This window comes from Arthrobacter sp. NicSoilB4 (assembly GCF_019977335.1).
Classification (GTDB): domain Bacteria; phylum Actinomycetota; class Actinomycetes; order Actinomycetales; family Micrococcaceae; genus Arthrobacter.
In genome coordinates, this window is sequence record NZ_AP024653.1 from 3,761,275 (window position 1) to 3,781,296 (window position 20,022).

At 67.6% G+C, this 20,022-nt stretch carries 20 protein-coding genes and 1 pseudogene; 9 read left to right on the plus strand and 12 right to left on the minus strand.

Going from position 1 to position 20,022, the window contains the following annotated elements; genetic code table 11:
* The first annotated feature begins 71 nt into the window (after window positions 1–71).
* Complete coding sequence (locus tag LDO13_RS17240) at window positions 72–938, plus strand: TIGR04086 family membrane protein (RefSeq protein ID WP_224047882.1); 867 nt, start codon at window positions 72–74, stop codon at window positions 936–938.
* On the opposite strand, the gene LDO13_RS17245 is transcribed toward LDO13_RS17240, so the two are convergent.
* A complete protein-coding gene (locus LDO13_RS17245) occupies window positions 935–1,366 on the minus strand; it encodes a YchJ family protein (protein WP_224047883.1) in 432 nt (143 codons plus the stop codon). The two genes, LDO13_RS17240 and LDO13_RS17245, sit on opposite strands and share 4 nt — an antisense overlap.
* 224 nt (window positions 1,367–1,590) lie before the next feature.
* On the opposite strand from LDO13_RS17245, the gene LDO13_RS17250 reads away from it, so the two are divergent.
* The 4 genes from LDO13_RS17250 to LDO13_RS17265 all read left to right on the plus strand — a co-directional run bounded on the left by LDO13_RS17250 (window position 1,591) and on the right by LDO13_RS17265 (window position 5,459).
* Window positions 1,591–2,301: a hypothetical protein gene (locus tag LDO13_RS17250; protein WP_224047884.1), complete on the plus strand. Its 711-nt coding sequence runs from the start codon at window positions 1,591–1,593 to the stop codon at window positions 2,299–2,301.
* A gap of 40 nt (window positions 2,302–2,341) precedes the next feature.
* On the plus strand, window positions 2,342–3,346 hold the full coding sequence (locus LDO13_RS17255; protein WP_224047885.1) for an aldo/keto reductase family protein: 1,005 nt from the start codon (window positions 2,342–2,344) through the stop codon (window positions 3,344–3,346).
* A gap of 4 nt (window positions 3,347–3,350) precedes the next feature.
* Complete coding sequence (locus LDO13_RS17260; protein ID WP_224047886.1) at window positions 3,351–4,205, plus strand: SDR family oxidoreductase; 855 nt, start codon at window positions 3,351–3,353, stop codon at window positions 4,203–4,205.
* A gap of 135 nt (window positions 4,206–4,340) precedes the next feature.
* Complete coding sequence (locus LDO13_RS17265; protein ID WP_224049827.1) at window positions 4,341–5,459, plus strand: sulfite oxidase; 1,119 nt, start codon at window positions 4,341–4,343, stop codon at window positions 5,457–5,459.
* Between the two features lie 6 nt (window positions 5,460–5,465).
* Here LDO13_RS17265 and LDO13_RS17270 read toward each other — a convergent pair whose 3' ends face one another.
* From LDO13_RS17270 to LDO13_RS17285, 4 genes and pseudogenes are all read right to left on the minus strand, one after another.
* On the minus strand, window positions 5,466–5,936 hold the full coding sequence (locus tag LDO13_RS17270) for a ribose-5-phosphate isomerase (protein WP_224049828.1): 471 nt from the start codon (window positions 5,934–5,936) through the stop codon (window positions 5,466–5,468).
* Between the two features lie 53 nt (window positions 5,937–5,989).
* The gene (locus LDO13_RS17275) at window positions 5,990–7,732 is read right to left on the minus strand and encodes a dihydroxyacetone kinase family protein (protein WP_224047887.1); all 1,743 of its coding nucleotides are present in this window, start codon (window positions 7,730–7,732) and stop codon (window positions 5,990–5,992) included.
* A 33-nt stretch (window positions 7,733–7,765) separates the two neighbouring features.
* Window positions 7,766–8,542 carry an SDR family NAD(P)-dependent oxidoreductase gene (locus LDO13_RS17280; protein ID WP_224049829.1) on the minus strand — a complete coding sequence of 259 codons (777 nt, stop codon included), beginning with the start codon at window positions 8,540–8,542 and terminating at the stop codon, window positions 7,766–7,768.
* 99 nt (window positions 8,543–8,641) lie between these two features.
* Window positions 8,642–9,463, minus strand: a pseudogene (locus LDO13_RS17285) (sugar phosphate isomerase/epimerase); the annotation flags it as partial.
* 192 nt (window positions 9,464–9,655) lie between these two features.
* On the opposite strand from LDO13_RS17285, the gene LDO13_RS17290 reads away from it, so the two are divergent.
* From LDO13_RS17290 to LDO13_RS17305, 4 genes are all read left to right on the plus strand, one after another.
* Window positions 9,656–10,993 carry an MFS transporter gene (locus LDO13_RS17290; RefSeq protein ID WP_224047888.1) on the plus strand — a complete coding sequence of 446 codons (1,338 nt, stop codon included), beginning with the start codon at window positions 9,656–9,658 and terminating at the stop codon, window positions 10,991–10,993.
* Window positions 10,993–11,895 carry a transketolase gene (locus LDO13_RS17295; RefSeq protein ID WP_224047889.1) on the plus strand — a complete coding sequence of 301 codons (903 nt, stop codon included), beginning with the start codon at window positions 10,993–10,995 and terminating at the stop codon, window positions 11,893–11,895. Before LDO13_RS17290 ends, LDO13_RS17295 begins: the two co-directional genes overlap by 1 nt.
* Entirely contained in the window at window positions 11,892–12,899 is a 1,008-nt protein-coding gene (locus tag LDO13_RS17300; RefSeq protein WP_224047890.1) for a transketolase C-terminal domain-containing protein, read from the plus strand. The genes LDO13_RS17295 and LDO13_RS17300 overlap by 4 nt, the downstream gene beginning before the upstream one ends.
* A gap of 126 nt (window positions 12,900–13,025) precedes the next feature.
* Window positions 13,026–13,685, plus strand: coding sequence for a GntR family transcriptional regulator (locus LDO13_RS17305; protein WP_224047891.1), 660 nt, complete (start codon window positions 13,026–13,028; stop codon window positions 13,683–13,685).
* 3 nt (window positions 13,686–13,688) lie between these two features.
* Here LDO13_RS17305 and LDO13_RS17310 read toward each other — a convergent pair whose 3' ends face one another.
* From LDO13_RS17310 to LDO13_RS17340, 7 genes are all read right to left on the minus strand, one after another.
* Entirely contained in the window at window positions 13,689–14,468 is a 780-nt protein-coding gene (locus LDO13_RS17310; RefSeq protein ID WP_224047892.1) for an SDR family oxidoreductase, read from the minus strand.
* An 83-nt stretch (window positions 14,469–14,551) separates the two neighbouring features.
* Window positions 14,552–15,355 carry an anti-sigma factor gene (locus LDO13_RS17315; RefSeq protein ID WP_224047893.1) on the minus strand — a complete coding sequence of 268 codons (804 nt, stop codon included), beginning with the start codon at window positions 15,353–15,355 and terminating at the stop codon, window positions 14,552–14,554.
* On the minus strand, window positions 15,342–15,920 hold the full coding sequence (locus LDO13_RS17320) for a sigma-70 family RNA polymerase sigma factor (RefSeq protein WP_224047894.1): 579 nt from the start codon (window positions 15,918–15,920) through the stop codon (window positions 15,342–15,344). The genes LDO13_RS17315 and LDO13_RS17320 overlap by 14 nt, the downstream gene beginning before the upstream one ends.
* A 49-nt stretch (window positions 15,921–15,969) precedes the next feature.
* Complete coding sequence (locus LDO13_RS17325; protein WP_224047895.1) at window positions 15,970–17,811, minus strand: DUF4389 domain-containing protein; 1,842 nt, start codon at window positions 17,809–17,811, stop codon at window positions 15,970–15,972.
* 58 nt (window positions 17,812–17,869) lie between these two features.
* Entirely contained in the window at window positions 17,870–18,316 is a 447-nt protein-coding gene (locus LDO13_RS17330) for a flavodoxin family protein (protein WP_224047896.1), read from the minus strand.
* A complete protein-coding gene (locus LDO13_RS17335) occupies window positions 18,313–19,368 on the minus strand; it encodes a zinc-dependent alcohol dehydrogenase family protein (RefSeq protein ID WP_224047897.1) in 1,056 nt (351 codons plus the stop codon). Before LDO13_RS17335 ends, LDO13_RS17330 begins: the two co-directional genes overlap by 4 nt.
* On the minus strand, window positions 19,365–19,736 hold the full coding sequence (locus LDO13_RS17340; RefSeq protein ID WP_224047898.1) for a hypothetical protein: 372 nt from the start codon (window positions 19,734–19,736) through the stop codon (window positions 19,365–19,367). Before LDO13_RS17340 ends, LDO13_RS17335 begins: the two co-directional genes overlap by 4 nt.
* Window positions 19,737–20,022 lie beyond the last annotated feature (286 nt).

The following is a 20,022-nucleotide window of genomic DNA, read 5'->3' on the forward strand; positions in this document are numbered from 1 at the left end:
GCGGGTCTCCGCCTTGCGGTGCCCGGCTCAAGCAATGGGCCCGGGTCATTCAGTGAAAGTGAGCAGTCCTCATGAGCAACCCAGCAGGCCCCGAAGATCGCACTCCCCGACGCACCCGTGACGAGGATGCGGCCGTCAGCCAGGAAGCCCGGATCCACGACGCACGGCAGGATGCTGCCCGCAATGACACTGCCGGCGCAAACGAGACCCGCGCCATCCCGACCGGTGCAGCAGCCGGCGCACCCACGCGGGCCGAAGCGGTCCGCGCAGAACCGGTCCGCACCGAGCCGACGCGCAGCCAGCCCGTGACCGCCGTGCGCCACGACGAGCCGGTGCATGACACCGTCGTCGAAGAGGTCCACACCCGGGAAACCGTGGTGGCCCGTGAGAAAGAGCAGTTCGGCGGGATCAAGATCGGTTCAGCCTTCTTCGGCTGGCTCGCCGCCACGGGCATGGCAGTCCTGCTGACGGCGCTGGTCGCCGCCGCCGGCACCGCCGTCGGCCTCGCCACCAACACCGACGTCAACGCGGCCGTGAATTCCGGCGACCAGACGGTGGGAATGGTTGGCATCATCGTGCTGCTGGTCATCCTGTTCGTGTCCTACTACTCCGGCGGCTACGTGGCCGGCCGGATGGCGCGCTTCAACGGCGCCAAGCAGGGCCTGATGGTGTGGGTCTGGGCCCTCATCGCCGCGATCGTCGTCGCGATCCTCGGCGTCGTGGCCGGCCAGCAGTACAATATCCTGGCCCAGCTCAACAGCTTCCCGCGCATCCCGGTCAACGAGGGCGAACTGACCACCACCAGCATCATCGCCGCAGTGGTCGTGGCAGCGGTGGCCCTGGTGGGCGCCGTCCTCGGTGGAACCGCCGGCATGCACTTCCACCGCAAGGTGGACCGCGCCGGCTTCACCCCGGTGGACACCGTCGAGGAACGCTAGGCAGGCGACCGTCCGGGGGCTTCATCAAGGTAGTACCAGCGGCGGTCTAGGCGCCGGAAGCGGCTCGTCTCGTGGTGGACGCCGCGTTCGGCGCCGTGCCGGAAGTGGGCTTTGAATTCCACGGTCCCCTCGGTGTCCAGCGGGCCGCCGCGTGCAGTGGACATGATGTCCAGCCGGCGCCACTGCATGTCCGGGTCCAGTTCCAGTGAGGCCGGCCGGGTCTCCGGGTGCCAGGTGCGCAGGAGGTAGCCGGCGTCCAGCACCACGAAGGCGCTGTACCGGGAGCGCATCAGCTGCTCCGCCGTCGGGGCTTCCGCCTCGCCGGCGTGGAAACGCCCGCAGCAGTCCGCGTACTGCTCCCCGGACAGGCAGGGGCAGTTGCCGTGGAACGGGGGCTGTTCCGGCTGGGCATCGGCTGGGGGTGTCACATGTGTCCTTTCGGGGGCCGGATCACACCGGCAGGGCTCCTTCAGACTATAAACGCACGGCCCGCCACCGAGGGGTCAGCGAATCGCATAACAGCTCTGACACGGCTCAGCGAAGACGTGGGACGCCTGCGTGTCCCCGGAAAAAAGTCCGTATGGTTAAGGGGTGCTGTTGCCCGCCGCCCTCGGCGGGAAGCGTCGCGGCAAGGCCGGCAAGGAGAGGTGAAATGGAAGATCCGACAACCATCGCCCTCAACCTGACCTTCCTCGGGACCCTCGGTGTGGCGGTGGTCATGTTCTTCGGCCTCTTCCTCGTTTTTGTGGCCACGCTGGTTATTGCCGGCCTCGGGCGGCTGGCCGCTGTGACCATCATGGCTGTGGGACGCGGGCTGCTGGGCACCGCGGGGCGAACCGACCGACCCGCCGAAACCGTCCAGCGGGACCGCCCGGTCCGGACCATCGGAACCACGGAACACGCCCGGCCGCCGAAGGCCACGAAACCGGTGAGAGTAGCGAACGCTGGCAAACCGGCGAAACCCGAAAGGCCCGCCAAGAAGGAACCCGCCCTGTCGCCGGACTGGGCTGCCGCCGTCGCGCAGGCCGATGCCCGCGCCGCCGCGCGCGCCAAGGCGGAGGCGGCCCCCGCCGTCAAGGTCTCGGTCCGCGAACTGCCCAGCCCCGCGGCTCCGGCCCGGGACATCAGGGCCGTGGCGCCGCTGGTGGAGTCAGCCACGGACCGGAACGGCCAGCTCGGCACCGTCCCGCCGGCCTTCAGGAAAGCCCCGATGCCCGCCGCGAAGTCCATGCTGGACACGGGCTCGCTGGTGTCCCTTCCCGGCCGGCTGCCGTTGCCGCGGAAGCCCCAGGGGACGCCCTTTGGACCGCCCCAGGACCACCAGCGCCCCAAGCCGCAGGCCCAGGAGCGCAAAGCCGGCTGAGGCCTTACCCCTGGCAGGCAAGTCGGCTACGGTGAAACCCATGGAATTCAGATACCTGGGGAACAGCGGCTTCAAGATCTCGGAAATCACCTTCGGCAACTGGCTCACGCACGGCTCGCAGGTGGAGAACGACGTCGCCACGCAGTGCGTCCGGGCCGCGCTCGACGCCGGTATCAGCACCTTCGACACGGCCGACGTCTACGCCAACACGGCCGCGGAGACCGTTCTCGGCAAGGCCCTCCGGGAGGAGCGGCGCGAGTCGCTGGAGATTTTCACAAAGGTCTTCGGCCCCACCGGGCCCAAGGGCCACAACGATCTTGGCCTCTCCCGCAAGCACATCATGGAGGCCATCAACGGCTCGCTGACCCGGCTTCAGACGGACTACGTGGACCTCTACCAGGCCCACCGCTACGACTACGAGACCCCGCTGGAAGAGACCATGCAGGCCTTCGCCGACGTCGTGCGGCAGGGCAAGGCGCTCTACATCGGGGTCAGCGAATGGACGGCCGGCCAGATCCGCGACGGCCATGCCCTCGCCAAGGAACTCGGTTTCCAGCTGATCTCCAACCAGCCGCAGTACTCCATGCTGTGGCGCGTTATCGAGGCGGAGGTGATTCCGACGTCCGAGGAGCTGGGCCTCTCCCAGATTGTGTGGTCACCGATAGCCCAGGGTGTGCTGAGCGGCAAATACCACCCCGGCAAGCCGGCCCCGGAGGGCAGCCGTGCCACGGACGCCAAGGGCGGCTCGAGAATGATCGAGCGCTGGATGTCCGACGAGGTCCTCACCGGTGTGCAGCAGCTTAAGCCGATCGCCGACGAGGCCGGGCTGACCATGGCACAGCTGAGTATCGCCTGGGTCCTGCAGAACCCGAACGTGGCCTCCGCCATCATGGGCGCATCCCGCCCGGACCAGATCGAGAAGAACGTGGCGGCCGCCGGTGTGAAGCTGGACGCCGGGATCATGGAGAAGATCGACGCCGCGATCGGCTCGCTCGCCGAACGGGACCCGGCGCAGACCAAGTCGCCCGCCTCCCGGGAAGCCTAGTCCGATGACAAGCCTGCCCCCGCTCGCCGTCACCGGTTCCACCGGGAACCTGGGCGGCCTGGTGGCCAGGCTGCTGGCCGAGGCCGGCAGCCCGCAGAGGCTGCTGGTGCGCGACGCCGCCCGGGCCCCGGACCTGGAAGGCGCCGTCCCTGTCATCTGCACCTACATGGACTCGGTCCAGGCCAAGGGTGCGCTGGACGGGGTAAAGACGCTGTTTATGGTCTCCGCCGCCGAGGCCGAAGACCGGCTGCAGCAGCACTACGCCTTCGTGGACGCAGCAATGGCCGCCGGGGTGCAGCACATCGTTTACACGTCATTTTTCGGTGCCGCGCCCGATTCCACTTTCACGCTGGCCCAGGACCACTACGCCACGGAGGAATGGATCAAGGCGTCCGGAATGGACTACACCTTCCTGCGGGACAACCTCTATCTGGATTTCATGCCCCTCCTGGCAGGCGAGGATGGCGTAATCCGCGGACCCGCCGGGGACGGCGTCGTGGCCGCAGTGGCCCGGGTGGACGTCGCCCGCTCCGCCGTGACCGTGCTCCGCGACCCGGCCCTGCATGTCGGCAGGACCTACGACCTCACCGGACCCGAGGACATCTCCCTGGCCACAGCCGCCGACCTCCTCACCGCCGGAACCGGCCGGACCATCACTTTCCAGAATGAGACCGTCGAGGAGGCTTACGCCTCGAGGGCTTCCTATGGCGCTGCGCCGTGGCAGGTGGACGCCTGGGTGAGCACCTACACCGCTATCGCGGCGGGCGAACTGGCCGGGCCGACGTCGGCCGTGCACGAACTCACCGGCCGTGAACCTCTGGGACTGGCGCAGTTCCTGGCCGAGGCGCACACGATCTAGCCGCCCGCGCGGTCACGGGCGCCCGGTCCGGCCCAGTATTGACGGGCTCCGGGCTGCGGCGTAGACCTGAATAGGGTGACACCGGTCCAAAACCGGGCTGGTCCGGAGCAGAATCGCAGCGCCATGCCAAAGCAGATGTCCCGACACTCCTCCATCCTGAAGACGCCGCGCCACGGACGGAAGCTCACGCCGCACCCCGGCGAACCGAGCCATGGCCCGCTGACGGCGGAGGAACTCCAGCTCGCGGTGCGGAACCACTCAATGCCGCTGGAGGCCCTGCAGAGTGACACCACCCCGCCCGGGCTGCATTATGTGCTCACCCACTTCGACATCCCGTTCATCGACGCCGAACATTGGCATCTGCAGATCGGCGGCGCCGTGCAGCGGTCGCTGGAGCTCAACCTCAAGGCGCTCCGCCGGGCGCCGCGGATCACCATCCCCGTGACCTTGGAGTGTGCCGGCAACGGCCGGTCGCTGCTGCGGCCCCGTCCGCTCAGCCAGCCCTGGCAGCTCGAGGCCGTCGGCACCGCAGTGTGGACCGGGGTCCCGCTCGCCTACCTGCTGGCCCAGGCCGGAGTCGAGGAGGATGCTGTGGAGGTGGTGTTCACCGGCGCCGACAGCGGAATCCAGGGCGGCGTCCGGCATCAGTTTGCCCGGAGCCTCCCGATTGCCGAGGCCCTGCGGCCCGACATCGTCCTCGCCTACCAGATGAACGGCAATCAACTGCCGCCGCAGCACGGCTACCCGCTGCGGCTGGTGGTCCCGGGCTGGTACGGCATGGCGAGCGTGAAGTGGCTTTCCTCGATCAAGGTGCTGACCAAACCGTTCGACGGGTTCCAGCAGACGGTCTCGTACCGCTATCAGCAGGACGCGGACGACGCCGGCACGCCCGTCACGTGGATCAAGGTCCGCTCGCTTATGGTCCCGCCGGGCGTACCGGACTTCTTCACCAGGAGCCGGATCGTGCCGGCCGGGCCGGTGATGCTGACCGGCCGGGCCTGGTCCGGCGAGGGCGCGGTGCAGCGCGTCGATGTGGGAATCGACGGCAAGTGGACGCGGGCGCACCTGGAGCACCCGCCCGCGCCCTTCGCCTGGTGCGCTTGGTCCCTGCCGTGGGTGGCTGACCCCGGCGAACACGAGCTGGCCTGCCGCGCCACGGACGCCACCGGTGCCGCCCAGCCGCTGGAGCAGGCCTGGAACTACCAGGGCATGGGCAACAACGTGGTGCAGCGGATCAAGGTGACAGTCGGGTAGCCCCGCTCAGCAGCCCTCGAAGTCCGTGAGTACCTTGACCTTGTCCGCCGAGGCCGACGAGGGGTCGAACGTGTAGCCCAGCCACTCCCGGGCAAGCCGGCGGGCGAGTTCCACGCCCACCACGCGTTGTCCCATCGTCAGGATCTGGCAGTCGTTGGACAGCACCGAACGTTCCACGCTGAACGAGTCATGGGCGGTGGCCGCGCGGATGCCGTCCACTTTGTTCGCTGCGATGGCCACACCGATTCCCGTGCCGCAGAACAGGATGGCCCGGTCCGCGTGCCCGTCCCTGATCAGCTCCCCGGCAGCGATGCCCACGTACGGGTAGGGCCGGGTGAACTCCGCGGGGGCGTCGCTGCGGTTGACGCCGATGTCGATGATCTCGCTGACCCGCGGATCGGAGCGAAGATCCTCGAGGATCCGGTTCTTGTAGTCGACACCGGCCTCGTCGGCGCCCAGGACAAGCCGGATGCCCATCGGCAGTCCGTCCGAGACGACGGCGGCGGCAGGGGTGCCTGCCAGCGCGCCGCTCATGAGTGCGCCCCGGCCGTGTGGCGGACCGCGGAAAGGTGCGGGCCAACAATGCTGAAGATCATGGCCAGCGAGGTGGCCCCGGGATCGGGCGTCCCCAGGCTCTTCTCCGCCAGCGGACGGGCGCGTCCCTTGCGCGGACGCAGGGCGGCGGTGCGTTCCGCCGCTGCGGTGGCTGCCCCGGCGGCCTGCACCCACATCGCCTCGGGCGTGGACCCTCCTCCTGCCAGCCTGCAGAACGTTTCCGTGAACGGGATGAGCGCGTCCACCATAGTCTTGTCGCCTACCTCGGCGTGGCCAAGTTCAACAATCCGGGAGGCAAAGGATTGAACGGCCGCGGCGAGCTCGTCCACGCCGGGGGCATGCTCGTTGCCCAGGGATTCGCCGAAGGCCCGCAGGCCGGCGCCCCACAACACGCCGGACGTGCCGCCGGCTTTGTCGGCCCAGGCGTCACCCGCCGCGACCAGCACGGCGCCGGCACCCGCGCCCCGGGCGAAAATCTCCGCGGCTTCCGCGGCCGCCGCATCGATTCCGCGGACCATTCCCCGGCCGTGGTCCCCGTCGCCGGCGACGGCGTCGAGGTCGCCCAGCCGCTGTTCGGCCTCATGCAGCGCGTCGCGGGCGGCGCCGAGGGCAGCCAGGCAGTTGTCCGCGTAGGCACGCGAGCCCGCCCCGGCTTCAAAGGCTTCGGTGCCGGCGGCGTCGTCGGAGGCCTGTTCGGCGGATGCGTCCCCTGCCGGCAGCGCCGCCGTTCCACGCCTGTAGGCAGGTGTTTCGGCCGGGGCCGTCCAAAGCGGTTCCAGCTCCTCATCCAGCCAGGTGACGGTCAGCGAGACGCCGGCCATGTCCAGGCTGGTGACCAGTTCACCGACCTCCGGCATCACGAGTGTGTAGCCCGCGGCACGCAGCAGCGGGGCGACGGTCAGCCACAGCACAAACAGCTCTTCGTGCTTGGTGGAGCCGAGCCCGTTGAGGATCACAGCGATCCGCGCTCCGGCACCGTGCGGCGTCTCCGCGAGCACGCGGGAGACGAGTTCCTGTCCCAGCTCCCTCGCTGGCGGCAATTCGGTGTCAAACAGCCCCGGCTCGCCATGAATACCCAGGCCCAGGCCCATTTTCCTGTCCTCGAGAGTGAACAGCGGCGCCTCGGCTCCCGGGAAAGTGCAGCCATGGAACGCGCTCCCGATGCTCCTGGTCCGCTCGTTCGCCTTGCGGCCGAGCCGGACGACGTCGGCCAGGCTGGCCCCCGCTTCGGCGGCGGCGCCCATGACCTTGAAGACGGTGAAGTCCCCGGCGATGCCGCGGCGCTTGCCGGATTCCGACGGCGGGGCGCTGGCAATGTCGTCCGTCACCAGGACGTTCTCCACGGCGATCCCCTCTGCGGCCAGCCGCTCGCTGGCCATCCCGAAGTTCATGACGTCCCCCGCGTAGTTGCCGTACGCGAAGACGACGCCGGCGCCGTTCTCCGCGGCCTTCGCGACGGAATACGCCTGCTGCGCCGAGGGCGAGGTGAAAATGTTTCCCACCACGGCGCCGTCGGCCAGTCCCGCGCCAATGAGTCCGGCGAAGGCCGGGTAGTGGCCGGAGCCGCCGCCGGCCAGCACGGCCACTTTGGGGTTGACGGAACGTCGGCGGCGGACGGCACCGCCTGGCACCTGCCGGACCAGATCCGAATGGAGGTCGCAGAAGCCGGCCAGGGCTTCCTCGGCAAAGTCGGACGGGTCGTTGAATATTCTGGTCATCTTGGGCTCTCTAAGCTTCGGCGGCGAAGGCTGCTAGTGGATGTGGCTTCCGCCGTTGATGTCGATGGTGGTTCCCGTGAGGTAGGCGGATTCCTCAGAGGACAGGAAGGTGATGACGGCCGCGATTTCCTCGGTGCTGGCGTTCCGTCCCAAGGGAATGCCGGCGTTGATGGCGGCTTCCTGCTCTTCCGTGCTGCCGACCCGGATGTTGGTGTCCACCGCGCCGGGCGTGATGGCGTTGACGGTCACGCCGGTGCTGCCGATTTCACGGGCCAGGGCCTTGGTGAAGCCGAGGATGGCGGCCTTGGCGGCCGAGTACGGGACTTTGCCGAAGACGCCGCCGCCGCGCTGGGCCGAGACAGAGGACATGTTGACGATCCGGCCCCAGCCGCTGGCGATCATGTCCGGCAGGAAGGCCTTGGTCACGAGATACGTGCCCGTGGAATTCACGGCCATGACCTTGTTCCACAGCTCCAGCGTGGTTTCCAGGAACGGCACGGGCGAGGTGATGCCGGCGATGTTGGCCAGGGCGCCGACCGGGGGAAGGTTGCCGGAACGGACTTCGGCCGCGACGGCCTGGTAGGCGGCGTTGACTGAGCCCTCGTTGGCGACGTCGATCTCATGGCCGAACGCCGGGACGTTGAATTCGTTACCGATCTCCGAGGCCACCTTGGCGGACTTCTCGCCGTCGAGGTCCAGGATCACGACCGCCCAGCCGTCATTGGCGTAGCGGCGTGCCGTGGTGATGCCGATGCCCCGGTCAGACGTGGCTCCGGTCAATACTGCGGTGCGCTGGATGGTGTTGCTCATGATGCTCCTTGAATGGTGTGTGTTGTCTTGCTGGGGATCGAGTGCTCCACAACGGCCGTTTTGAGGGTTCATAACGGCAGTTACGGAGCAACCGGCGGTCAGATGAGGTCGGATGAAGCTGGCGGCTTTGGCGGCCGCGGCCGGGCGTTCCTCGTGAGTGACGTCCCGGGTTTCGAGTTCGAGGGAGAAATGGCCGGCGTAGCCCTGCGCCGCGAGTCCGCGGAGTCCTGCGCCGAAGTCCGCGTGGCCGTTGCCGATGCTGAGGTTGATGTTTCCCGGCACCGCGTCGCGCAGGTGGACGTGGGAGATCCGTCCCTCGTGGCGCCGGAGGTATTCGAGGGGCTCCTCGCCGGCGGCGACGATGTGGCTGAAGTCCATAACGATTCCGACGCCGGACCCGGCCAACCGCCGGGCGAGCTGTTCGGCGCGCTCGAGGTTCCAGCAGAACCGGAGGAAGTGCAGGGATTCGGTCCAGAGTTCGACGCCGAACCCTGTTGCGCGCTGTCCGGCGTGGATCAGGCCGGCAGCGATGGTGTCGAGGTCCTCCTCGAGGCTCCGGACCGGTTCGTGGTCAAGTGCTCCGCAGGGAAGCACCAGTGCTTTCGCCCCGGTATCGGCCGTAAGGGTGAGCAGCGCCGTCAGGTGCCGTTCGCGGGCCGCCGCCGCGCCGGCGTCGAGCACCGCGTTGAGGTCCCCGATGTCCCCGTTGACCGAACGCACCCGCAGGCCGGAGGCCGCTACTTCAGCAACAACGACTGCGACGGCGGCCAGGTCCAGTTCGTAGGGGACGTGGTCGCAGACACCCGGGAGGGCGCCGAGGTCGATCTCCTCGAAGCCGAGGTCCGCCATGGTGCGGAGGGCTGTGGGGAGGTCCTGGTGCCGGAAGCTGATGGACGAGCAGCCAAGTCGGGAGTTGAACATCATCGTTGATCCTCTGGTCATGCCCGGGGGCGGTGGTGATGTGGACCACACTACGGAGTCGACTGTCAACAGTCAACCTTTGAAGTTGACTGTTGACATTGAGGTATGGCGGGGGTCACACTGGCGTATCATTTGTTAACAGTCGACAGTGATGGCGCCGAGGCGTCAGCCGCTATTCGAAAGGGAAACACCATGAGCAATGAAGCTCTGACCATGAGGGGCCCGGTCCACGGCACCAAGGACGCAAGGCGGGTCGCCATCGGCTCCGGCGTCGGCGCAGTGATCGAAACCTACGACTTCATCGGTTTCGGCACGGCAGCCGCCCTGTATTTCGGCACCGCGTTCTTCCCCACCGGCGACCCGGTCACAGGAACCCTCGCCGCCTTCGCAACCCTGGGCGTCGGCTTCGCCGCCCGTCCCATCGGCGGCATCATCGGCGGCCACCTCGGCGACAAGCTCGGCCGTAAACCTGTCCTGGTCGCATCGCTGATCCTCATGGGCATCGCCACCTTCATGATCGGCCTGCTCCCCACCTACAGCCAGGTCGGCCTGCTGGCCCCGGCACTGCTCGTCTTCGTCCGCATCGTCCAGGGCCTGGCGTTCGGCGCCGAGTGGGGCGGCGCGATCCTGATGAGCTACGAACACGCGCCGTGGAAGTCCAAGGGCAAGTACACCGGCATCGTCCAGGCCGGATTCCCGGTCGGACTCCTGCTGGCCAACCTCGTCTTCCTCTTCAGCGTGCAGCTCGGCGGCGAACTGGCCTGGCGCATCCCGTTCCTCGCCAGCATCGTGCTCGTCGCCGTCGGCCTGATCATCCGCTCCAAGGTTCCCGAGTCCCCCGTCTTTGACGAGGTCAAAGACAGCGGCGCCATCGTAAAGTCCCCGATCGTCGAGGTCATCAAGACCGACTGGCGCAACATCGTCAAGGGAATCGGCCTCCGCATCGCCGAGACCGCAGGCTACGCCGTATCCATCACGTACATGATTTCCTACCTTCACACCCAGCAGCTGGCAGACAAGACCCAGACCCTGGTGGCCCTCTGCATCGCCTCGGCCATCGGCATCTTCGCCACGATGGCCTGGGCCCGCCTGACGGACCGCGTCGGCCGCCGGCCCCTCTACATCTGGTCCTGCGCCTTCGCGCTGCTGTTCGGAATCCCCATGTTCCTGCTGGTCAACACCGGCCTGTTCATCTTGATCATCGCCACGCTCGCGATCTCCTACGCCGTATGCCAGAACTCCCTCGCCGGCGCCCAGGGCGCCTGGTTCCCGGAGCTCTTCCAGGCGAAGACCCGCGCGTCCGGCGCCTCGCTTGCGTACCAGATTTCGGCCATGGTCTCCGGCTTCACCCCCTTCATCACCACGCTGCTCTTCGTCAGCTTCGGCTGGATGGGCCCGGCCCTGCTCTTCAGCACGTACGCCGCCATCGGCCTCTGCGCCGCCATCGCGACCCGCGAAACCTGGGGCAAGCGTGAGCGCCGGCTCGCCGACGAGGCCAGCAAAAGCACCCCCGAGTCGGTGAACGTCTGATGGCAGCAACACAGGCACTGCACACCTCCGGGAGGATCCCCGGCGAGACCGCAACCGAACGCACACAACGCGTCAGCAGCGCCGCCTACCGGATCCGGCACCACGCCCTGAACATGGGCGAGGTCCAGGGCCAGGGCTACGTGGGGCAGGCCCTGGGCGCCGCGGACATGCTCGCCGCCGTCTACGCGGACCAGCTCCGGTTCCGCGCCGAGGACCCCGAGTGGGAAGAACGTGACCGTTTCCTGCTCTCCACGGGCCACTACGCGATCGGGCACTACGCGGCCCTCGCCGAGGCCGGGACCATCCCGGTAGAGGAACTCGACACCTACGGCTCGGACGATTCCCGGCTGCCGATGTCCGGGATGTCCACGTACACCCCCGGAATGGAAATCTCCGGCGGCTCCCTCGGCCACGGGCTCTCCATCGCCGTGGGCATCGCCCTGGGCCTGCGCCACCAGGGCTCGGCGGCGAGGGTCTACAACTTCCTCTCCGACGGCGAACTCGACGAAGGCTCCACCTGGGAAGCCGCGATGGGGGCCCACCACCACCAGCTCGGCAACCTGACGGCCATGGTGGACATCAACGCCCTGCAGGCCGACGGCAAAACCGACACAGTGCTCCGTACGGAACCCGTGACGGAAAAATGGGGGTCTTTCGGCTGGTACACCCAGCGTGTGGACGGCAACGACGTCGGGGCCCTGCTCGCAGCGTTCGACAACGCCGCCGCCCAGGCCGCCGCCACGGGCCGTCCCTCGGTCATCCTCTGCGACACCAAGGTCGGCCGCGGCGTTCCGCTGCTCGAAGACCGGGAGAAGGCGCACTTTATGCGTATCGAGGAACACGAATGGCAGACCTGCCGTGAGCAGCTGACCGCAGGACACAACGAGAAGGCCAACCGATGAACACCACCACCGCAGTGAAGGGCACAGCACCGAAGCTGAAGACCTCGGCCATGATCGCGTCCTTCGCGGACCCCGGCCAGAAGACCACCTCCGCGCCGTTCGGCCACGCCCTGGTCAAGGCCGCGCAGGAAAACAACAAGATCGTGGGACTGACCGCGGACCTGGGCAAGTACACGGACATGCACATCTTCGCCCAGGCCTTCCCGGAACGCTTCTTCCAGATGGGCATGGCCGAGCAACTGCTCTTCGGCGCCGCGGCAGGCCTGGCCGAGACCGGGCTGGTCCCCTTCGCGTCGACCTATTCCGTCTTCGCGGCACGGCGCGCCTACGACTTCCTCTGCCTGGACGCCGCCGAACCGAACCTCAACGTCAACATCGTCGGCGGGCTCCCCGGCCTGACCACCGGCTACGGCCCCAGCCATCAGGCCACCGAGGACATGGCCATCTTCCGCGGCATGCCCAACCTGACCATCGTGGATCCGTGTGACTCCCTGGACATCGAGCAGGCAGTTCCCCAGCTCGCGGCCAGCCCGGGGCCCACATACCTGCGGCTGCTGCGCGGCAACGTCCCCACCGTGCTGGACGAGTACGACTACACCTTCGAACTCGGCAAGGCGAAAGTCCTGCGCGGAGGCGCCGACGTTGTCTTCATCTCCAGCGGGCTCATGACCATGCGGGCGCTGCAGGCGGCGGAAGCCCTGGCGGCGCACCACGTCGATGTCGCCGTCGTCCACACCCCCACCATCAAACCCTTCGACGCCGCTACGGTACTGGCCCAGCTGAACACGGACCGCCTCGCGGTGACGCTGGAGAACCACAGCGTGGTGGGCGGGCTCTTCGAAACTGTCGCCGCCGCCGTCGTCACGGCCGGACTGGGCAAGCGGGTGGTGCCGGTAGCGTTGCCTGACGAGTTCCTGGACGCCGGCGCGCTGCCCACCCTGCACGACCGCTACGGGCTCACGGTCCAGAAGATCGTGGCGAAAGTCCTCGCCGAACTGGGATAGTTCGCAGAAGCGAAAGAAGCGCGGCGCAGGCACCGGCCTGTTCCGCGCTTCTCCCGTAAGATCGACAGTTAACACACCAACGGTTGACAGTAGTTTGTTGACCCCGCGATATTGAGGACACCCGCCATGGCCGGAGCTGCAGCACCGTTGCTGGGACTCGAGAAGAAGAGTCTTCGCGAACAGGCATTGTCCGCGCTGCGCATCGCCATCACCAGCGGCGAACTCGAACCCGGACGGCACCTGGTGGAAACCGAACTGTCGGACATGCTCCAGATCAGCCGCGGCACCCTGCGGGAGGCTCTCCGCCAGCTGGAGCAGGAGGGCCTGTTATCTGCCGGGCCGCGGGGCAGGCTGTCGGTGCGCCACCTTGACGCCAAGGAAATCCGCGACATCTTCGCCGTGCGCGCCGCGCTCGAATCGCTCGCCGCCCGGACCCTGTGCGAACTCCCGGACCGCGTGCAGGTCACCGCTTCGCTGCGCACCGCGATCGAAGCCATGGCGGCCGCCGCCCAGGGCAGCTTGGAGGAGCGGATCGAATCCGACCTGGAGTTCCACCGGACGATGTGCCGCCTCACCGGCAACGAGACGCTGCTGCATTCTTGGGAGTCCCTTGAGGGTTCCATCCGCATGTCGATCATGTACGCGGGGGTGGAACGTGCCGTCAGCAACATGAGCGTCGACAGGCACTACGAGATCGTCACCGCGATCGAGTCCGGCGACGCCTCGCTCGCCCGGCAGACCATCCTCGAGCACATGGATGGCGCAGCAGCGAACCTGGTGGCTTAGCCGCTAGTAGTCCACAATCGCGCCGGCGGAGATGTTGACCGTGGCGTCGGTGATGGCCCCGGCCTTGTCCGAAGCCACGAAACAGGCGACGTTTCCGACGTCGGCCAGCGTTGCGGTGCGGTTCAGGTGGGCCGTCCTGGCTATCTCCACCACAATTTCCTCACGCCCCTCCGCCTGCCACGGGATCGTCTCGATGATGCCACCGGACACCATCGTCACCACGCGGATGCCGTGTTTCCCCAGTTCCAGGGCCCATTGCCGGCGCAGCCCCTCCATGGCGTCCAGGGCCACCTTGAAGCCGCCGAGTCCGGGCATGGTCTGGGGACCGGAGCCTCCGAACATCAGCACCACGCCGGAGCGTTGCCTGATCATGTGCGTCGCCGCTGCCCTGGTGGTGATGAAGTGGGTGCGCGTGGCCAGGGTGATGGGCTGGGTGAAGTCGTTGACGTCGATGTCCATCAGCGGCTGCTGGATGTCCCCAAACGAAATGAGGTTGAAGGAGATGTCGATCCTTTTGTTCTTCTTGGCCACCCGATCCACAAACGCGTCGACCTGTTCCTCGTCCAGGGCATCGACGACGGCGGTCTCCGCCCGGCCGCCCTCCTCCTGGATGTCCCGGGCCACTTTTTCCAGCCGCGACTCAGTGCGGCCTGCAAGGTGCACGAAGGCGCCCTCCGCCGCGAACGCCCGGGCCACCGCCCCGCCGATGGACCCGCCCGCACCGTAGATCAGCGCGGTCTTGCCCTGCAGCAGTCCGCTTCCCGGCACCTCATTGTTCAACATGGTCGCCTGCCTCCCGCGGTGGAGTGGTAAATTCCCTCAACTATGTTCTCGCCGGGGGTCGCTGGCAAGAGGGGGCGATCAGTTCAGGAGGCCAGGATTCCGCGGACAATACTCACGCTGGAATGCGCGGGGTTGCCGTCCACAGGCTCGTCGGACACGTCCACGATCGGGTATTCGGCAAGGTCCAGCCCGGCCGGAACCGGGAAAGTTCCAGACTCGGAGGTCATCACGCCCAAGCTCACCAGCCGGGTCAGATCGGGCGCGATCAGCCAGACCTCCTGGTAGCCCCGGGCTTCGTTCTTGTCCACCCGGACCTCGAGCGTGCGCTGCCCGTCCTTGGCCTCGACGACCCGCGCCGATCCGGTGGCGGAATGCTGGTCTACCGGCGCCAGTTCGGCCTGGGCCAGCGGGGTCACCACCGGCTGGTTCTGCTGCACGGACCAGAAGACCCCAGCCGCCAGCAGCGCTGTGGCCGCGGCGGCCGCCAGCCACACCCCGGGACGGCGCAGCCAGCCGGATCCGCCGCTACGGTCCGGCTTCCGGCCAGAGCCCGCCTCGCCGGACGGAAGCGCCGTCACGGTGCCGGTCGGCGACTGTGGCTGCGGCGGTGAGGACTGGCGGCCGGAGCCCGACGATGTCGGGGATCCCAGCGGGTCAGCGGCGACTGCGGAGGAAAGCCCCAGCGCGCTGTGGATTCCGGCCCATACCTGCGGCCCGGGCGACTCGAGTATGGCGGCCGGTCCGGGCTTTGCCGCCACGACGGCGCGGCGGAGGCTGGAGTATTCGGCTGCGCAGCCGGGGCAGGAACGAACGTGTTCCGCGGCGTCGTCTCCGAGCTCTTCGCCGAGGGCCAGCAGGCTGAGGGATTCAGGATCAAGATGCTGCACGGTCTACCTCCAATCGGCTTCTGAGCTGGTACAGGCTGCGGCGGATGTGGCTCTTGACGGTACCAAGCGGCAGGTCAAGTTTTTGAGAGATCTGCGAATGCGTCAGGTCATCATAGAAGGCCAGCTTAAGGATCGATCCCTGCGGCTCCCCCAGCCGTTCCAGTTCCCCGTCCAACAGCAGGCGGTCGGCCAGGACCTCCGCGGCTGCGTGTCCGGCGGCCTGTTCCGGGTTTGGAGAGAGCTCGACGGCGGCCAGCACCTTCCGGGTTTCCCGCATCGAGGCCGCCTGCGCGTCCGTGATCACATTCCGGGTGATGCCGACGATCCATGCCGGAAGCCGCGCTTTCCCCGGGTCGAACGCCGCCCGCGAGCGCCACACCCGGATGAACACCTCCTGCGTGACGTCGTCAGCCGCGGCGTTGTCGCGCAGCGAGCGCAGGGCCAGCGTGTGCACCAAAGGGGCGAACTGCCGGTACGCCTCGGCCAGCGCCGTTTCGTCTCCGGCAGCGAAGGACTCATTCAGTCCCGCGTCCCAGGCCGAAGGGGCCTGATCGAAAGGTGCCACGCCAGGCTCCTTCCCGCAACTGGCGGCGATGGACTCTGCGTCCTGGGCGCTAGGCGCGCGGCGGCACGGAGGTGCCGTTCGGGCCGGCCGGGTTGTCCGGACCCGCTGTGCCCTCCGGGCCTGCTGGGGGCTCCGGTGTCCCCGGGCCTGCGCCGGCCGCCGACCTGTCCGGACCTGCAGCAGCCGGGCCGCCGATACCGTAGAAGCCTGCCTGCCCAGCGCCGGGCCCGGGAGTGGCCGGAGCTGTTCCGCCGGGGCCCGGCTGACCGGAATAGGGCGGCTGACCGGCATTAGGCGTCCCGCCGGGTCCGTCGGGGAGCGGCGCATACCCGGGACCGGCAGGAGCCATAGCGGGAGGAATCATGGCGGCGTCTCCGGGATCCCGGGGGCCCATATCCAGATGAAACGGCGGATATTCGTCCCGCATCAGCGCGACGTAGGCAGTGACGCGGTAGATCCAGCGGTTCAGGCCCATCAGGAAGTCGAACAGCCCGCGGGAATACACCCCGGTGAACAGCAGGATGACCCCGGCGATGAAGACCAGCAACCCGAAGAGGGACATACCCGCGCCCACCTGCGACCACTCACCCTCGCTGTAAACCCAGGTCTGGGCCGTGCCGGTGAGCAGCGCGATGATCAGGAGGTGCGGGAGGGCCAGCAGCCAGGACTTCACAAGCACCAGGCCATGGGAGAGCTTCTCGGGATAGTCGACGTCGAAATCGGCCGGGTAGTCGGTGCGCTCCAAGGTGAAGGGCGGGTAGCGGTCGGTGCCGAGCGCCGCGTAGCAGTAGAAGGCCACCCGCCAGCTCCAGCGGATCACCCCGACGTTGAAGTTGAACAGCGAGCGCGGGTAGTGCCCCGTGAAGAGGATCGCGAACCACGCCACGATGGTGACCACGCCGAAGGCAAACCAGAGGAAGAAGAGCACGATGAAGTGCGGGATGGCCAGGAACCATTTGACCAGCCACATCCAGCGGGACAGGTCCGGGTCCAGGTAGCCACTGAGCCGGGCCGGATACACGACGCCGGCACCCGGCGGAATGCCGGCGGCGGCAACCGGCGCTGCGCCCGGCAGGGTGCCCGGCCCCGCGCCCGGCGGAATGCCCGGCACCGCGCCCGCGGTATACGGCTGAGCGGCGTAGGACCGCTGTCCCGGGGCGGACTGGCCGGCATAAGGCTGGGAAGGCTGGCCGGGTCCGGCCGGCGGTCCGCCCTTGCCGCGGCCCAGCCCGGCGGCGCCGAAAATGATCAGGGGCAAACCGATGAGCAAGAGCACGATTCCACCGACCAGCAGGCCGATGAAAACGGGCCACAGCAGGTCAGAGCGGGCGCCGGCCTGAAGGTCCACGGCAACCGGTGTCGTGGCGTCGGCATTCATGATGACCACTGCCCAGGACCCCGGCCGCAGGTCCCACCGGAGCTCCTGGGTTCCCTGCCCGGTGGCCAACGCCGTCCAGAAGCTCTGGTCCGCAGGCGGCGCCGGAACCCCGGGACCGGCCACATCGCGGTACAGGGTCCGGAACGGCCGGAATCTGACATCAACGATTTCGGAGTGGTGGACACCGGCCATGTAGGCCGCCACCTCGGCCTGCGGGGCGATCCCAATGAAGACCGCCTTGGTCGGATCGGCTGCCGAACCACGGAGCAGGATGCTGCCCGGCACTACGACGGGAGCCGTTTCGGGGAAGCTGCTTTCCGTCATGATGTCGAGGCGCGGGGACGTGAGGGCGTAGGAATTGGCGCCGAAGCGTTGCACGGGCGTGGTGAAGAACCCGTTGTCGCGCTGTTGATAGTTGGCCCACCCGACGGCACCGGAGCCGGCCAGCAGCCCCAAGCCAAGGAGTGCGCTGAGCGTGCCCAGCACGAGCATGACAATCCGGCCTGGTCGCATGAGCGCCGTCCTTTCACATAGTCCTTGTCAGGACCTCCGGTTCCGCATGGACGCCGTATTAGCGCCCCAGCGACTTAAGCAGGCTGCGCGCCCAGCTCTCGGCCTTCTCGATTTCGCCGTCGCGCAACGGCCCTTCGCTTCCTTTCACGTAGAACGGCATGGGTTCGGCGATGATGTCAGCTCCGCCTGCTTTCAGCGCATGGGTTATCTTCTTGGCGGCATCGCCATGTATAAACATCCGCACGCGGGTGTCGAACGCCGCGGCGTTCACGCCCTTGAGGGACCCGCCGCCCAGGGCCGAGAGCAGCGAGGTGATTTTCGGCGTCGGGCGCCATCCGTTGATGGGGCTGCCCACCACGAGCAGGTCCCCCGCGGCGAGCGTGTCGGGCTTGAAGTCGCCGACCGGGACCGACGTCGCCTGCAGCCCCTCGAGTGAGCCGGCGATCGCCTCCGCGACCGATCTGGTGTTGCCGTAGGCCGAGTCGTAGACAACCAGGGCTTTCACGCCGTGATCACTACCTTGAGGGCCTTCGTTTCCGCGGCCCGGGCGAAGGTGTCGTAGGCCTCCAGGAACTGGTCGAAGCTGAAGTGGTGGGTGGCGAACTTCTCCGCCGGCACCTTGTTCTGCGCCACGAGTTTGAGCAGCATCGGGGTGGTATTGGCATTGACCAGGCCCATGCTGATGTTGATGTTCTGGATCCAGAGGTTCTCCACATGCAGCTCCACGGACTTGCCGTGCACGCCTACGTTGGCCACGTTGCCGCCGGGACGCACGATATCCGTGCACATGCTGAAGGTCGCCGGAATGCCGACCGCCTCGATGGCCACGTCCACGCCCTGCCCGTCGGTCAGCGCGAGCACCTGTTCCTTCCAGTCGGCGTCGCTGGAGAGGACGACGTCGGTGGCGCCGAATTCGCGGGACTTCTCCAGCCGGTTCCCGTCAAGGTCGACGGCGATGATGGTGGCGGCCCCGTAAAGTCCAGCGGTGGCGATCGCGGCAAGGCCCACCGGGCCGGCACCGACGACGGCGACCGTGTCGCCGGGCTTGACGCGGCCGTACTGCACGCCGATCTCGAAGCCGGTGGGAAGGATGTCGGAGAGCATCACGGCACGTTCGTCGGTGACGCCCGCAGGGAGCAGATGGAGGGAGTTCTCGGCGTAGGGGACGCGGACGTACTCGGCCTGGGTGCCGTCGATCAGGTGGCCGAAGACCCAGCCGATGCCCGATGCCCCTTCCTCGCCCATGCAGTGCGAATAGAGTCCGGTCTTGCAGTTGGCGCAGTGGCCGCAGGACTTAATACAGGAAATGATGACGCGGTCGCCGACCTTCAGGCTGGTGACCGAGGAACCGACCTCGGTGATGGTCCCCACCCCTTCATGGCCCAGGATCCGTCCCTTCGTCACGGCGGGAACATCTCCCTTGAGAATATGGAGATCCGTGCCGCAGATCGTGGTGGTGTCCACTTTGACGATCACGTCGCTGGGATTCTGGATCTTCGGATCGGGGACCTCCGTCCAGGATTTCTCTCCGGGACCGCCGTAGACGAGGGCTTTCACGCGTTCTCCTTGATTCTGAGGATGGTCGGCGGATCGACGATACGCAGCCGGCACGGCGTCACTGAGGCGTCGATACCGGATGACACGACTGACTGGCGGGCGTGCTCGTGGAGTTCCTCGATGGCGTCCGCCGTCACGCGGGCATGGGCCAGGTCCACCACGATTTCGTACCCGGGCAGCTTGGCTGCCACGCGCCGGCAGACGACATAAAGGGCGCGGATGTTCGCGGGCGTAACGACGCCCCGCACGTCGACCCGCGCAGACTCCGCTAAGGCGTCGATTCGGATGAGCACTTTGATTTTGGGATCACCGTGCGAGGGGTGGGCGTAGTAGGCGCTGCTCCGGGTTCCGTGGTGCCGGTGGGTCACGGTGCATCAGAGCTCCCGCGCTGTCCGCGAGCGGCTAGAAAGGTGTAAGAAGCGCTGTTAACAGTCATGTTTGCTGCGGTCTCCTGCCCTGATCCGCAGACGCGGGCCAGCGCAGGATGCCTTTTCCTTCCCCAAGGTTCGAGCGAGACCGTACAACTGTTGTAGCAGGCGGTTCATCCCCCAATGGCCGTGCAGGAACCGCCCCAAATCCAGCATGGTGGGTGCATGTTTCGGGTGCAAGGGGCGAAAGTCCCTTGTCCGGCGGCCGCCCCGGAGCCCGCCAGTA

Coding starts and splice junctions, on each gene's coding strand:
- LDO13_RS17240 (WP_224047882.1), top strand. CDS start 72: ATGAGCAACCCAGCAGGCCCCGAAGATCGCACTCCCCGACGCACCCGT.
- LDO13_RS17250 (WP_224047884.1), top strand. CDS start 1,591: ATGGAAGATCCGACAACCATCGCCCTCAACCTGACCTTCCTCGGGACC.
- LDO13_RS17255 (WP_224047885.1), top strand. CDS start 2,342: ATGGAATTCAGATACCTGGGGAACAGCGGCTTCAAGATCTCGGAAATC.
- LDO13_RS17260 (WP_224047886.1), top strand. CDS start 3,351: ATGACAAGCCTGCCCCCGCTCGCCGTCACCGGTTCCACCGGGAACCTG.
- LDO13_RS17265 (WP_224049827.1), top strand. CDS start 4,341: ATGTCCCGACACTCCTCCATCCTGAAGACGCCGCGCCACGGACGGAAG.
- LDO13_RS17270 (WP_224049828.1), bottom strand. CDS start 5,936: ATGGGCATCCGGCTTGTCCTGGGCGCCGACGAGGCCGGTGTCGACTAC.
- LDO13_RS17275 (WP_224047887.1), bottom strand. CDS start 7,732: ATGACCAGAATATTCAACGACCCGTCCGACTTTGCCGAGGAAGCCCTG.
- LDO13_RS17280 (WP_224049829.1), bottom strand. CDS start 8,542: ATGAGCAACACCATCCAGCGCACCGCAGTATTGACCGGAGCCACGTCT.
- LDO13_RS17290 (WP_224047888.1), top strand. CDS start 9,656: ATGAGCAATGAAGCTCTGACCATGAGGGGCCCGGTCCACGGCACCAAG.
- LDO13_RS17295 (WP_224047889.1), top strand. CDS start 10,993: ATGGCAGCAACACAGGCACTGCACACCTCCGGGAGGATCCCCGGCGAG.
- LDO13_RS17300 (WP_224047890.1), top strand. CDS start 11,892: ATGAACACCACCACCGCAGTGAAGGGCACAGCACCGAAGCTGAAGACC.
- LDO13_RS17305 (WP_224047891.1), top strand. CDS start 13,026: ATGGCCGGAGCTGCAGCACCGTTGCTGGGACTCGAGAAGAAGAGTCTT.
- LDO13_RS17310 (WP_224047892.1), bottom strand. CDS start 14,468: ATGTTGAACAATGAGGTGCCGGGAAGCGGACTGCTGCAGGGCAAGACC.
- LDO13_RS17325 (WP_224047895.1), bottom strand. CDS start 17,811: ATGCGACCAGGCCGGATTGTCATGCTCGTGCTGGGCACGCTCAGCGCA.